Raw genomic sequence first — 13890 nt, forward strand, 5'->3', positions numbered from 1 at the left:
ACCTTGTGGCGGTATCCGTCGTGAGCTAATTTGTTTGGCTACTAGCCCAACTAATTCTACTCCGGGACGGCCGCCCGTTCCCAGTCGCAAGGAGAATTCATCGTGATCGGATCCGGCAGCGGCTCGACCAACCGCCGTACTTTCCTGTCCCTGCTCGGCGCCGGCACCGCGGTCGCGGCCGGCGGGGTGACGTTGACCGGCTGCTCGTCCGGTGGATCGGGTGGTTCGGCCGGCGGCCGGGCCGAGACCGAGGACAAGCTCGGCGGGTTACTGCCGAAGTACGTCGCCTACGACTCGGTCAAGCCCGACCTGCCCGGCGAGAACGGCGCCTCGCCCGGGTTCACGAAGTACCCGACCGAACTGGTGCGCGCGGTGCCGGACAAGGCGGTGAACAGCGGCAAGGAGGTGTCGGCGATGACTCCGCTGTGGGCGCCGTTGCCGCCCGGGCTCGGCAACAACTCGTACTTCGACGCGAACAACGAGCGGATCGGGGCGCCGGTCGGGTTCAACATCCTGAGCGGCAACGACTACGGCGACAAGCTCGGCCCGCTGCTGGCCTCCGGCAACGTCCCGGAACTGCTCTGCGTGCCCGGCTGGAACATCTCCGGCCTGACCCGGTTCGGGCAGGCCGTGGACAAGCTGTTCGAGGATCTGACGCCCTACCTTGCTGGTGACAAGGCCGCGGCGTACCCGATGCTCGCGAACCTGCCGACCAGGGCCTGGGCGTACGGCGTCTGGAACTCCCAGCTGAAGGCGGTCCCGTTCCCGTCCGACGGCTTCCCGTGGGCGCTGTTCTACCGCAAGGACATCTTCGACCAGGTAGGCGCCGCGCCGCCGAAGACCGCCGACGATCTGCTCGCCCTGGGCAAGCAGCTGACCGACGCGAAGGCCAACCGGTGGGCGTTCGGCTCGATCACCGACGAGGTCCAGCGCGCCTTCGGGGTACCGGGCGGCTGGCGCAAGGACTCGACCGGCAAGCTGGTGAACAAGGTGGAGACACCGGAGTTCGAGGAGGCGGTCGCCTTCGTCCGCAAGGTCTTCCAGTCGGGCTACGTGCACCCGACGGTCGTCGGCAACGCGGCGACCGACCAGAAGCCGTTGTTCGAGGGCGGTCAGCTGGTCATCCGCCAGGACGGCCTCGGCGCCTGGAACGAGTCGCTGCAGCGGCAGTCGGCGATCAACCCGAAGTTCGACATGCAGGCGGTGGCGCCGTTCGCCCACGACGGCGGGACGCCGATCGTCTGGAGCGGCGATCCGGCCGGCATCTTCACCTTCGTGAAGAAGGGGCTGGGCAAGGACCGGATCGCCGAGTTGCTCGGGGTCCTGAACTACACGGCCGCGCCGTTCGGCACCGAGGAGAACCAGCTCTACAACTACGGGGTCGAGGGCAAGCACTACACCCGGCAGAGCTCCGGGGCGCCCAAGCTGACCGCGCTGGGCCAGAAGGAGGTGGCCAGCACGTACATCTTCCTCGGCGGCCGGCCGAACGCGATCACCCAGAGCGAGTACCCCGGCTACGTCGAGGCGCTCAGCGCCTGGGAGAACAACGCGGCCAAGCATCGCGAGAAGAACCTGTTCGAGGGCATCCGGGTCGAGCAGCCGACCAAGATGGCGGCGCTGAACCAGCCGTTCGACGACAAGCTGCAGGACATCTACCGCGGCCGCCGCCCGGTCAGCGAGCTCAAGGTCGCGGTCAAGGAGTGGCAGACCAACGGTGGCAACGAGGGCCGCGACTTCTACGCCAAGGTTCTCAGTGACAACGGTCGGTAGTCCGCCGCGCCTGGCGGCCCGCCGCAAGAGCAAGGCGGGAAAGGCCGGCGGAGCGAGCTGGCGGCACCGGTTGCGCCGGGACTGGCCGCTGCTGCTGATGGTCGCCCCGGTGATCGTGCTGCTCGGCGTCTTCCACTACTTCCCGACGCTGGGCAACGTGATCGCCTTCCAGGACTACTCGCCGTACGCCGGGATCCGGGGCAGCGAGTTCGTCGGCTTCGCCAACTTCAGCCGGATGTTCTCCGAGCCCGCGTTCTGGTCGGCGCTGGTGAACACGCTGTCGATCACGGCCTTCCAGCTGGTGTTCTACTTCCCGATCCCGATCTTCTTGGCGCTGCTGCTCAACAGCGTGCTGTCGGTTCGGCTGCGCACCATCGTCCAGGGCATCGTCTACCTGCCGCACTTCTTCTCCTGGGTGCTGGTGGTCTCGCTGTTCCAGCAGATGATCGGTGGCGCCGGACTGCTCGCGCAGACCCTGCGGTCGCACGGTTACAACGCCGTCGACCTGATGACGAAGCCGGACAGCTTCATCGTCCTGGTGACCGCACAGTCCGTCTGGAAGGACGCGGGCTGGGGAATGATCGTGTTCCTCGCCGCGCTGAGCACGATCAATCCGGCGCTGTACGAAGCGGCCGCCGCCGACGGCGCCAACCGCTGGCGCAGGCTCTGGCACATCACGTTGCCGGGGCTGCGCCCGGTGATCGTGCTGCTGCTCATCCTCCGGCTCGGCGACGCGCTGACGGTCGGCTTCGAGCAGTTCATCCTGCAACGCAGCGCGGTCGGTGGAGGTGCCGCCGAGGTGCTCGACACCTACGTGTACTACCAGGGCCTGCTCGTCGGCGACTTCGGCTACGGCGCCGCGGCGGGCCTCTTCAAGGGACTGGTCGGACTCGTCCTGGTCCTGCTGGCCAACCGATTCGCTCACCTGGTGGGCGAGCAGGGGGTGTATTCCCGATCATGACCACTCAACCTGTCGCCCTGCCGCGCCGCCTCTCCCGGCGCCGCCCGGACGAGGAGACCGGCCGTCCGGTCTGGGAGGAGGAGCCGACCTTCTTCGGACGGCTGAGCAAGCCGGTCGTCCTGGGGATCGTGGTCCTGCTGGTCGCCTTCCCCCTGTACGTCGTAGTGGTGACGAGCCTGTCCACAACCGAAGCGGTCACGCGGGCCGGTGGCCTGGTCGTGGTGCCGCGGGAGCTCACGATCGCCGCGTACGTGCAACTGCTGTCCGGGGGCGTGGTCACCCGGGCGCTGCTGATCAGTACCGGCATCACAGCGATCGGTACGTTCTTCAGCCTGGCGATCACGGTGCTCGCGGCGTACGGGCTGTCGCGTCCCGGATCGCTGCTGCACCGGCCGTTGCTGTTCGTCGTCTTGCTGACCTTCCTGTTCGGGCCGGGGATCATCCCCAGCTACCTGGTCGTCAACTCGCTGGGGCTGATCGACAGCTACGGCTCACTGATCCTGCCGACGGCGGTGTCGGCGTTCAACCTGATCGTCATGCGGTCCTTCTTCATGGGTATCCCCGGCGAGCTGATCGACAGCGCCCGGATCGACGGCGCCGGTGAGTTCGCGGTGCTGACCCGGATCGTGCTGCCGCTGTCGCGCGCGGTGGTCGCGGTGGTCGGGCTGTTCTACGCGGTCGGCTACTGGAACGCCTTCTTCAACGCGATGCTCTACCTCAACGACAACAACAAGTGGCCGCTGCAGATGGTGCTGCGGACCTACATCGTGCAGGCGCAGGTGCTGCCGACCGGAGCCGGCGGGGTCACCTCGTCGACGGGGCTGGGCCTTTCGCCGGCGCCGAGCCTGGCGATCAAGATGGCGATCGTGGTGATCGCGATCGTGCCGGTGCTGGTGATCTACCCGTTCATCCAGAAGCACTTCACCAAGGGCGTCATCATCGGCGCGGTCAAGGGCTGACATGGTTCAGGAGAAGGAGTGAGATGACGCTTCAGCGCAGGCACTTCCTTGGGCTGGGCGCCGGTGCGGCCGTGGCCGTCGCCGCGTTGCCACAGTCGGCTGCGGCAGTACAGGGATCGTCCGGGCGGTACCGCTGGCGGAACGTCGAGATCGTCGGGGGTGGTTTCGTCACCGGCATCATCCACCACCCCGGCCGGCGCGGACTGGTCTACGCCAGGACCGACATCGGCGGCGCCGCCCGGCTGGACCAGCGGACCCGCCGCTGGGTTCAGCTGCTCGAGTGGGTCGGGCTGGAGGACTGGAGCCTCACCGGCGTCGAGAGCCTCGCCCTCGACCCGCAGGACCCGTCGCGGCTCTACCTTGCCGTCGGCACCTATACCAACGAGTGGTCGCCGATCAACGGGGCCATCCTTCGCTCGACGGACCAGGGCCGCACCTTCCGGCGTACCGATCTGCCGTTCAAGCTGGGCGGCAACGAGCCCGGCCGCTCGATGGGGGAGCGGTTGGCGGTCGACCCTCGCGATGGCCGGGTCCTGTACTTCGGTACGCGTAACCAGGGCTTGTGGCGCAGTACCGATCGTGGTGAGACGTGGGCCCGGGTCGAAAGCTTCCCGACGACCGGTACGGCGGGGATCGGACTCGGCTTCGTCCTCTTCGATCCGCGGACGTCCCGGCGCGGCCGTCCGACGCGGACCATCTACGTGGGCTCGACCGATCGGGCGAATCCCTTGTGGCGCAGTACGGACGGTGGTGCGAGCTGGTCGCCGGTACCGGGTCAACCGACCGGGTTGCTGCCCCACCACGGTGAGCTGGCGCCGGACGGAAACCTCTACCTGACCTATGGCGACCTGCCCGGACCATACGAGATGTACGACGGCGGGGTCCACAAGGTCGACACGGCTACCGGAGTCTGGACCGACATCACCCCGCTGCGGCCCAACACCGGTGGTGAAGCGGGCTTCGGCTATGCCGGCCTGGCGATCGATCCGCGAAGGCCCGGCACAGTGATGGTGTCCACGATGAGCCGCTGGGGTCCGGTGGACGACATCTTCCGGTCGGTCGACGGGGGAGCGACCTGGCACTCGATCGGCGCGAAGATCGTCCTGGACACCTCCGGCGCGCCGTTCCTGAACTTCCACGGGACACCCAAGCTGGGCTGGATGATCGGGGACATCTCGATCGACCCGTTCGACTCCGGCAAGGTCATGTACGTCACCGGCGCCACCATCTTCGGCACCGACGACGTGACGAACGCGGAGGCCGGTCGCAGCACGCACTGGTCGGTCCGGGCGCAGGGGCTGGAGGAGACCGCCGTGCTCGACCTGATCAGCCCGCCCTGGGGGCCGCCGTTGATCAGCGCACTGGGCGACATCGGTGTCTACCGGCACGACCGGCTCGACGTGGTACCACCTGACGGACAGGCCTCCAATCCGGTCAGCGGTTCCTCGCCGAGTGTCGACTACGCGGCGAAGGCGGAGGGATTCGTCGTCAGGGTCGCGTACGGCGGCAGCCTGCAACGCGGCGCGTATTCGACTGATGCCGGGATCAGTTGGCAGCCGTTCGCGGGGGAGCCCAGCGGTTCGACCCAGCCCGGCAAGATCGTCATCGGTACGGACGCCCGCACGATCGTCTGGGTGCCCGGCGACGTGCCGCCGCACTACTCGCGCGACCGGGGCGCAACCTGGACCGCGGTGACCGGATTGCCCAACCAGGTGGCGATGGCCGCCGACCGGGTGAGCCCGGGGTTGTTCTACGCCTTCGACGGCGCCACAGGTACGGCGTACCGGAGTCTCGACGGCGGTGCGACCTTCTTGCCGACGGCAACGGGTTTGCCGGTCGGGGGTGGCAAGCTCGAAACCGTGCTGGACCGGAGCGGGCACTGCTGGCTGGCGGCGGGCGCGAGTGGGCTGTATCGCTCGGTGGACCAAGGGCTCAGCTATCAACGGCTGACCACGATCGAGGAAGCCCTGACGGTGGGATTCGGGAAGGCGGCGCGGGGCCGGACGGAGATGGCCGTCTTCACCTCTGGCAAGGTCGACGGTGTTCAAGGCATCTTCCGGTCCGATGACAGTGGCGGCAGCTGGGTGCGGGTGAACGACGACCGGCATCAGTACGCGTCCACCAACGACGCGATCACCGGCGACCCGAGAGTGTTCGGGCGGGTCTATCTGTCCACCAACGGCCTCGGTATCCCTTACGGAGAACCGGTATGACAGCGTTCTACTTCGGCGGGGACTACAACCCCGAGCAGTGGTCACCGGAGGTCTGGAAGGAAGACGTCGCCCTGATGCAGCGCGCCGGGGTCAACCTGGTGACGGTCGGCGTCTTCGCTTGGTCCAGCCTCGAACCCGAGCCGGGGAGGTACGAGTTCGGCTGGCTCGACCAGGTGCTGGACCTTCTGCACGACGGCGGGATCCAGGTCGACCTGGCGACCCCGACGGCCTCACCTCCTCCGTGGTTCAGCCTGCGTCATCCCGACGCCCTACCGGTGAAGGCCGATGGCACCCGGCTGACTCACGGGAGCAGGGACACGTACTGCGCGAGTGCGCCGGCGTACCGGAAGGCGGCGGCCGGGATCGCCCGGGTGCTGGCGGAGCGGTACTCCGAGCACCCGGCGCTGGCGATGTGGCATGTGCACAACGAGTACGGGACCACCTGCTACTGCGACCATGCGGCGGCCGCGTTCCGGTTGTGGCTGCAGGAGCGGTACGGCGACCTGGACCGGCTGAACGACGCTTGGACCACGGCCTTCTGGAGTCAGGGGTACTCCCACTGGGACCAGATTCAGCCGCCGCGCGCCACGCAGTACCTGGTGAACCCGACCCAGGCGCTGGACTTCAAGCGGTTCTGGTCGGACGAGCTGCTCAGCGCCTTCCAGGAGCAGAAGGCGATCTTGCGGTCCTTGTCGCCGGAGACCCCGATCACCACCAACTTCGTCTTCGGCGGCTGGGTGCCGGTCAACCATGCGCGCTGGGCGGCCGAGGTGGATCTGGTCGCGATCGACCACTACCCCGGCAGCGCCGGCCTGGGCGCCGAAGAGCAGACCGCGTTCGGCGCGGATCTGGCCCGCGGATGGGCCGGCGGACGCTCGTGGCTGTTGATGGAGCAGGCGGCCGGCTCCTTGAACGTCGGCCGCCGGCTGCACACGAAAGAGCCGGGCCGGATGGCGCGGCACTCGCTGTCCCATCTCGCCCGCGGATCGCGTGGCGCCTTGTTCTTCCAGTGGCGTGCTTCGCGAGGCGGGGCGGAGATGTTCCACTCCGCGATGGTGCCGCACGCGGGCGCCGACTCACGGAGGTTCGCCGAGGTCGCCGAGTTCGGCGCTTCGTTGCCGCAGCTCGCCGAGCTCGAGGGCAGCCCGGTGGAGGCCGAGGTCGCGATCCTGTGGGACGCCGAGGCGTGGTGGGCCATGCAGTCGACTCACCTGCCGTCGTCCGAGCTGGACTACCTGGCGGCCGTGCAAGCAGCGCATCGACAGTTCTGGGCTGCCGGGATCGGCGTTGACCTGGTCGCCCCGGACGCCGACCTCTCGGCGTACCGGTTGGTGGTCGTACCCAGTCTTTATCTCGTCTCGGATCAGGCTGCTGCGTCGATCGCCCGCTACGTCGAGCGCGGTGGGCGGCTGCTCGTCACCTATTTCAGCGGCATCGTGAACGAGGACGCGCAGGTCCGGCTCGGTGGCTATCCCGGTGCGTTCAGCGAGGTTCTCGGTATCAGGGTCGAGGAGTTCCACCCGGTCGAAGAGGTTCGCCTCCGTTCGGGTGGCCGGGGGCGGGTGTGGAGCGAGCAGGTCGACCTGGCCGGCGCCGAGGCAGTCGACCGGTACTCCGGTGGCGTGCTCGACGGTTCGCCGGCGATCACCAGGAACGAGTACGGCGAGGGCGTGGCCTGGTATGTGTCGACCCAGCTCGAGGACGAGGCCTACGAATCTCTTGTGGAGCAGGTGGTTCAGGACGCGGGGATCGAACGACCAGAGCTGCCCGCAGGAGTGGAGCTGGTCCGCCGGCGGGCAGGCGAGCGCACCTGGACGATTCTGATCAACCACTCGGAAGTGGTGGTCGAGCTGCCGATCGAGGGCTACGACCTGCTGTCCGGCACCCAGGTCCTGAGCCCGTTGAGGCTCATTGCCGGAGGTCAGGCAGTAGTGCGGGCATGAACACCGGGAGCGGCGCTGGTGCTCGCGCGGGCGACGAGCTGCGCGGGCACCAGCGTCACCGCCTCGGTCTGGCCGCCTTCGAGCTTGGCGATCAGCATCTCGACCGCGCGCTGGCCGATGTCGTCGGCGGGCAGCGTGACGGAGGACAGGTTGGGCACATGCCGCTCGGCCACGTCGTCGGCGCAGATCGCCATCAGCGACATGTCCTCGGGCACCCGGCGGCCGAGCAGGCGCAGTACGTCGAGCAGCGGCCCGATGATCGGCTCGTTCTGGACGACCAGGCCGGTGATCCCGGGGTGGTCGTGGAGCAGGTCCTCGACCGTGTCGAGCACGGCGTCGAAGGCGGGCTCGCAGGGCGTCTCGATCCCGACGACTCCCCGTCGCGCGGTCGCGGCCTGGAAGCCGGCCAGGGTCCGTGCGGCGAAGCCGGTCTGCCGCTCGTAGACGGCCGAAGGCGTGCCCAGCAAGGCGATGCTGCGATGACCGAGATCGGTCAGGTGGTCCACGCACTGCTCGGCGGCGGCGAAGAAATCGAGGTCGATACAGCTGAGGCCGTCGGTGTCGGCCGGGATCCCGATCAGCACGGACGGCATCGGCAGCTCCCGCAGCAGCGGGACGCGTTCGTCGTGCAACTCCACGTCCATCACCACCAGGGCATCGACGAGCGCGCTCTGCGAGACCCGCTCGAGCCCCGAACGGCCCTCGTCGGCGGTCAGCAGCAGGACGTCGTGGTCGTACCGCCGGGCGGTGGTGACGACGGCGGTGGCGAACTGCATCAGCACCGGCACGTGCATGCCGGCCCGGAGCGGAATCACCAGGGCGAGTACATTCGACCGGTTCGAGGCGAGTGCGCGGGCACTGGCGTTCGGCCGGTAGCCCAGCGCGCGGACGCTGTCCTGGACCCGGTCGCGGGTCTCGCTGGAGATCGACCGCTTGCCGCTGAGGACGTACGACACCGTGCTGGCCGCGACGCCTGCGTGCCGCGCGACGTCGGCGATCGTGACGATGGCTGCCTCCGGGGTCCGGGCTTCAAGGTCGAAGCGCTTCGATTTCTCAGGTACAGGGTCGAGTGGCGGGCCCGCTTTGTCAAGGGCGAAATGACTGTTGACCTGTGCCATAACCGCTGGGATAGTTCTGGCATTCGCCGCTGCAATTGTAATTCGGTGCATTCGTCGAATTCGATTCGAATTCGACGGCCGGCGATCATGAAATCAGTTCCCCTGCCTTTCGGAAAGGGATGAGGATGAGTAGATCGATGAGGTCGGCGGTAGTGGCGCTGGTGACGCTGCTCGCGGTCACCGCACTGTCGGCGCTGCCGGCGAACGCGGCCGCGTGGTCGTCGAGCGACAAGTTCGGCAGCTGGTCGAACGGCGGCTACACGGTGCGCAACGACGTCTGGGGCGGCGGCGCCGGCGCCCAGAGCATCTGGGCGAACTCCTACTCCAACTGGGGCGTCTGGGCCGATCACCCGAACACCGGCGGGGTCAAGGCCTACCCGCACTCGGCCCGCAACGTCGGCAAGAAGATCAGCGCGCTCGGCAGCCTGACCAGCAGCTTCAACGTCAGCCGGCCGGGCAGCGGGGCCTACACCTCGGCGTACGACATCTGGGCCGGCGGGAACGCCTACGAGATCATGCTCTGGATGAACAAGCAGGGCGCGGTCGGCCCGATCGGCAGCTACCAGACCAGTGTCAGCGTCGGCGGCCACAGCTGGGACGTCTACAAAGGCAGCAACGGGTCCAACCAGGTCTTCTCGTTCCTGCGGTCCGGCAACACCAATTCCGGCAGTGTCGACATCAAAGCGGTGATGAACTGGATCAGGAACCGCGGCTGGATCGGCGACGCGACGATGAACGAGGTGCAATTCGGCTTCGAGATCACCTCGTCCAGTGGTGGGCTGAATTTCACCACCAACAGCTACTCGGTCAGCTTTTCCTGACCGGTAGGTCGACCAGCGCCAGGGGCAGGTCACCGATCGGGTAGGAGGTGGTGCCGGGACCGCGCAGGAGAGTGCCGCTGACGTGGCGGGCGCTGTTGGAGAGGACGACCCGGCCCTGGGCGTTGACGATCGCCATCGTGTGATGGCTGGCGCGCAGCCGGGGCAGGACGGCCTTCTCGAACGCGAAGACCTTGAGGTCTGCGCCCGCCACCCCGGTGAACCGGCCGCCGACGAGCACCGGCACCGTGAAGGTGAGGGTGTAGTCGTCGGTGCAGAGGTAGTCGACGTAGGGGCCGGTGATGTGGCGTCGGCCGGTAGTGCGCGGGACGTCGTACCAGGGCAGGGACTCGTAGTCGTAGAAGTTCTCGCCGCGCGGGTCGGTGTCGACGACCAGCCGCTCGGGGGAGCCGTTGCGCAGCATGAACCACTCGAGCCACCAGCGCGAATCGGCCAGCGCGTCCACCGCCGCGACATACCCAGCGCCCTGGATCCGCCCTTCCGGGTCGGCCAGGCTCGGCAGTACCAATGCACCGACTCCGGCCAGATCGGTACGCCGTACCGCCGCCTGCCGGCCGAAGATCGCTGTCACCTCGTCCGCGATCCGCGTCGCCAGCCCGAAAGCCTCGCCCGCGACCGTGTCGACCAGCTGCTGGATCGCCGCGACACCCGGATCCTCGGCGAGCGCACCGGGATGCGTCAGTTGTTCGCTCATGGCCGGTCCTCCATCGCGATCAGTCGTCCAGTGTCAGTCTGAGGTCGATCAGCCGTGCCGTCGAGTCCGCCACCCGCTCTTCGGCCGCGGCCCGAGCGGCCTCGCTGTCACCACGGTCGATCGCGGCGACCACTTCGCGGCAGCTCTGGACGGTCAGCCGGTGGCTCTCGTCGTCGCCGAAAGCGAGCCAGAGCAACGTTCCGACCTCGGCCTGCAGACTGACCTCCGCCCGATAGAGCCGGGTTGATTGCGCCGTCGCGGCGACTTCGATGTGGAACTGCGCGTCGGCCCGGCGTCTGGCGCCCGCGCCCTCGGCATGCTCCAGCGCGTCGCAGACCCCGGTCAGCCGGTCGACGTCCTCGGGGGTCGCGCGCTCAGCGGCGAGGCGGGCGGCGGTACCGGCGATGGCTGAGTAGTGGTCGCCGAGGTCGCGCAGGTCGGCGAGGCTCAGCTCGTCCAGCCGGTCCCGGACGATCTCGGTGGAGATCTTGCCCTGGGCCCGGACGAAGCTACCGCCGCCCCGGCCGCGGCGGGTGTCGATCAGGCCGCGCAGTCTGAGGGAGGACAAGGCTTCGCGGATGGTCGTGGTGGAGACGCCGAAGATGCCGGCCAGGTCGGCCTCGCCGGGCAGTTGCTCGGCATCGGGCAGCAGACCGAGCGCGATCGCGTCGGTCAGCCGCCGGGCGACCAGCTCGGACCGGCTCAGCGACTCCAGCGGCGCGAACACCGCCGCCGCCCCACTCCCGTAGAACCGCAGTGCCACGCCCCCACCTCCTAGCGTCCTGAGTCGGAAGTTGGCACACATCTCCGACACGTTTCCGGAGTATTCAAGCCGATCGCTTGAACTTTAACATCTGATTTCATATGTTTAGCGCCCTGAGTCGGAGGAGCGTTCATGCGAATCGTTCGGAATCTGATCAACGGGACACCCCACGACGCGCTCTCAGGCGCCACCAGTGAGCTGGTCGATCCCGCCACGGGCAAGGCGTTCGGGACGGCGCCGCTGTCCGGGGCCGAGGACATCGACCTGGCCTACCGCGTGGCCGCCGATGCTGCGCCCGGATGGGCCGCGGCGACGCCGTCGGACCGGCAGCGCGGCCTGCTGAAGCTCGCCGACCTGATCGAGTCCCGTGGCAACGACCTCGTCACCGCCGAGTCCCAGAACACCGGCAAGCCACTCGAGCTGACCCGCACCGAGGAGCTCGCGGTACTGATCGACCAGCTGCGCTTCTTCGCCGGTGCCGCGCGGATGCTGGAGGGCAAGTCGGCCGGCGAGTACCTGGCCGGTCATACCTCCTATGTACGCCGGGAGCCGATCGGCGTCGTCGGGCAGATCACGCCATGGAACTACCCGATGATGATGGCGATCTGGAAGTTCGCCCCGGCCCTTGCCGCCGGCAACACCGTCGTCCTCAAACCGGCCGAGACGACCCCGGTGACGACCGTGATGCTCGCCGAACTGGCGGCGGAGGTCTTGCCACCCGGTGTCCTCAACGTCGTCTGCGGCGACCGTGACACTGGTCAGGCGTTGGTCGAGCATCCGGCTCCACAGCTCGTCAGCATCACCGGCTCGACCCGGGCCGGCACGCAGGTCGCCAGCACGGCAGCGCTCGACCTCAAGCGCACCCACCTGGAGCTGGGCGGCAAAGCACCGGCCATCGTCTTCGAGGATGCGGACTTCGCGGCGGCGGCCGAGGCGATCGGGGTCGGCGGCTACTTCAACGCCGGCCAGGACTGTACGGCAGCCTGCCGGGTGCTCGTGCAGGAGAGCAAGTACGACGCCTTCCTCGACGCCCTGATCGGCTGGGCTCGCGACAACGCCAAACCGGGGCTGGCCGATGACGAGGATGCGCTGTTCGGCCCGCTGAACAACGCGATGCAGCTCGAACGGGTCCGCGGATTCGTGGCCCGGATGCCCACCCACGCGTCGGTGGTACTGGGTGGAGAGCGGTCGGCCGGCGTGCTGGCCGACGGGTTCTTCCACGACGCGACGATCGTCACCGGGCTGCGGCAGGACGACGAGATGATCCAGGACGAGGTGTTCGGGCCGGTGATCACCGTGCAGACCTTCGCTGACGAGGCCGAGGCGCTGCGGATGGCCAACGGGGTCCAGTACGGGCTGGCATCGAGCGTCTTCACGACCGATCACAGCCGGGCACTGCGGATGTCGGCCGCGCTCGACTTCGGCTGCGTGTGGATCAACACGCACATCCCGTTGGTGGCCGAGATGCCGCACGGTGGGTTCAAGCATTCGGGCCATGGCAAGGACCTGTCGATGTACGGCCTGGAGGACTACACCCGGGTCAAGCACGTGATGTCGGCGATCTGAGATGACGCTGACCGAGACGAGGACCGCCATCAGCTTGCGCGGCCTGACCAAGACCTTCGGCGACATCACCGCCGTCGACGGGATCGACCTGGAGCTGGCCGAGGGGGAGTTCTTCTCGATGCTCGGGCCGTCCGGCTCCGGCAAGACGACGGTCCTGCGGATGGTGGCCGGCTTCGAGACGCCGACGTCGGGGCAGGTGCTGCTCGGCGGCGTCGACGTCACCGCGCTCCCGCCGTACGCGCGGGATGTGAACACGGTCTTCCAGGACTATGCGCTGTTCCCGCACATGAGCGTGCTGCAGAACGTCGAGTACGGGCTGCGGGTGAAGCGGGTCGAGCGTCGCGAGCGCCGGAAGCGGGCGATCGAGGCGCTGGAAACCGTCCGGCTGCAGGGGTTCGCGCAGCGGCGTCCGCATCAACTGTCCGGTGGCCAGCGGCAACGAGTCGCGCTCGCGCGGGCGCTGGTCAACCGGCCGAAGGTGCTGCTGCTGGACGAGCCGCTCGGCGCGCTCGACCTGAAGCTGCGCCGGGAGATGCAGATCGAGCTGAAGGCGATGCAGCGCGACGTCGGCATCACCTTCGTCTTCGTGACGCACGACCAGGAGGAAGCGCTCACGATGAGCGACCGGATCGCCGTCTTCAACGGTGGCCGGATCGAACAGCTCGCCACACCGGCCGAGCTCTACGAACACCCCGCGACGGCCTTCGTCGCCGGGTTCGTCGGTACGTCGAACCTGCTGGAGGGTGCGGTGGCGGCCGAGGTGATCGGTGCCGTCGGCACCTATACCGTCCGGCCCGAGAAGATCAGGATGTCGCCTGCCTCAGCCTCAGCCGGGGCCGGCGACTGTACGGCGACCGGGGTGGTTCGTGAGGTCGTCTATCTGGGGTCGGCGACGCAGTCGGTCGTCGACCTCGACGCGGGCGGAACGCTGCTCGTTCTGGAGCAGAACACGCAGGATTCCGCCGGGGACAGCCTGGGCCGCCGAGGAGTTGCCGTCCGGCTCAGCTGGCGCCGTGAACACACCGTCGTCATCGGCGGTGCGTGAGATGACATCTATCCGGGAG

General features: G+C 68.2%; 11 protein-coding genes. 8 read left to right on the forward strand and 3 right to left on the reverse strand.

All coding sequences use genetic code 11. The features are described from left to right. Positions 1-102 precede the first annotated feature (102 nt). From ABD116_RS34780 to ABD116_RS34800, 5 genes are read left to right on the forward strand one after another with little or no spacing between them, the layout of a single operon-like run. Positions 103-1770 (forward strand): extracellular solute-binding protein, encoded by a 1668-nt coding sequence (locus ABD116_RS34780; protein ID WP_343980488.1) that lies wholly within the window; start codon positions 103-105, stop codon positions 1768-1770. Then, positions 1754-2731: an ABC transporter permease gene (locus ABD116_RS34785; RefSeq protein WP_343980490.1), complete on the forward strand. Its 978-nt coding sequence runs from the start codon at positions 1754-1756 to the stop codon at positions 2729-2731. The genes ABD116_RS34780 and ABD116_RS34785 overlap by 17 nt, the downstream gene beginning before the upstream one ends. Beyond that, a complete protein-coding gene (locus ABD116_RS34790) occupies positions 2728-3690 on the forward strand; it encodes a carbohydrate ABC transporter permease (RefSeq protein WP_343980493.1) in 963 nt (320 codons plus the stop codon). The genes ABD116_RS34785 and ABD116_RS34790 overlap by 4 nt, the downstream gene beginning before the upstream one ends. Positions 3691-3713: 23 nt before the next feature. Further along, a complete protein-coding gene (locus tag ABD116_RS34795; RefSeq protein WP_343980496.1) occupies positions 3714-5903 on the forward strand; it encodes a carbohydrate-binding protein in 2190 nt (729 codons plus the stop codon). Next, positions 5900-7846: a beta-galactosidase gene (locus ABD116_RS34800; RefSeq protein ID WP_343980499.1), complete on the forward strand. Its 1947-nt coding sequence runs from the start codon at positions 5900-5902 to the stop codon at positions 7844-7846. The genes ABD116_RS34795 and ABD116_RS34800 overlap by 4 nt, the downstream gene beginning before the upstream one ends. Here the strand turns inward: ABD116_RS34800 and ABD116_RS34805 are convergent. Then, positions 7825-8964, reverse strand: coding sequence for a LacI family DNA-binding transcriptional regulator (locus ABD116_RS34805; protein ID WP_343980502.1), 1140 nt, complete (start codon positions 8962-8964; stop codon positions 7825-7827). The genes ABD116_RS34800 and ABD116_RS34805 overlap by 22 nt on opposite strands. A 137-nt stretch (positions 8965-9101) precedes the next feature. On the opposite strand from ABD116_RS34805, the gene ABD116_RS34810 reads away from it, so the two are divergent. After that, complete coding sequence (locus tag ABD116_RS34810) at positions 9102-9785, forward strand: glycoside hydrolase family 12 protein (RefSeq protein WP_343980506.1); 684 nt, start codon at positions 9102-9104, stop codon at positions 9783-9785. Here the strand turns inward: ABD116_RS34810 and ABD116_RS34815 are convergent. Together ABD116_RS34815 and ABD116_RS34820 are read right to left on the reverse strand one after the other, a co-directional pair. Further along, positions 9772-10497: a cache domain-containing protein gene (locus ABD116_RS34815; RefSeq protein WP_343980509.1), complete on the reverse strand. Its 726-nt coding sequence runs from the start codon at positions 10495-10497 to the stop codon at positions 9772-9774. The two genes, ABD116_RS34810 and ABD116_RS34815, sit on opposite strands and share 14 nt — an antisense overlap. Before the next feature lie 19 nt (positions 10498-10516). Continuing rightward, positions 10517-11260, reverse strand: coding sequence for a FadR/GntR family transcriptional regulator (locus tag ABD116_RS34820; protein WP_343980511.1), 744 nt, complete (start codon positions 11258-11260; stop codon positions 10517-10519). A 132-nt stretch (positions 11261-11392) separates the two neighbouring features. Here ABD116_RS34820 and ABD116_RS34825 point away from each other — a divergent pair, with 132 nt between their 5' ends. Next, positions 11393-12826, forward strand: coding sequence for an aminobutyraldehyde dehydrogenase (locus ABD116_RS34825; protein ID WP_343980514.1), 1434 nt, complete (start codon positions 11393-11395; stop codon positions 12824-12826). Position 12827: 1 nt separating this feature from the next. Continuing rightward, positions 12828-13871 carry an ABC transporter ATP-binding protein gene (locus ABD116_RS34830; protein ID WP_343980517.1) on the forward strand — a complete coding sequence of 348 codons (1044 nt, stop codon included), beginning with the start codon at positions 12828-12830 and terminating at the stop codon, positions 13869-13871. Positions 13872-13890: the final 19 nt, after the last annotated feature.

This window comes from Kribbella koreensis, assembly GCF_039525325.1.
Classification (GTDB): Bacteria; Actinomycetota; Actinomycetes; order Propionibacteriales; family Kribbellaceae; genus Kribbella; species Kribbella koreensis.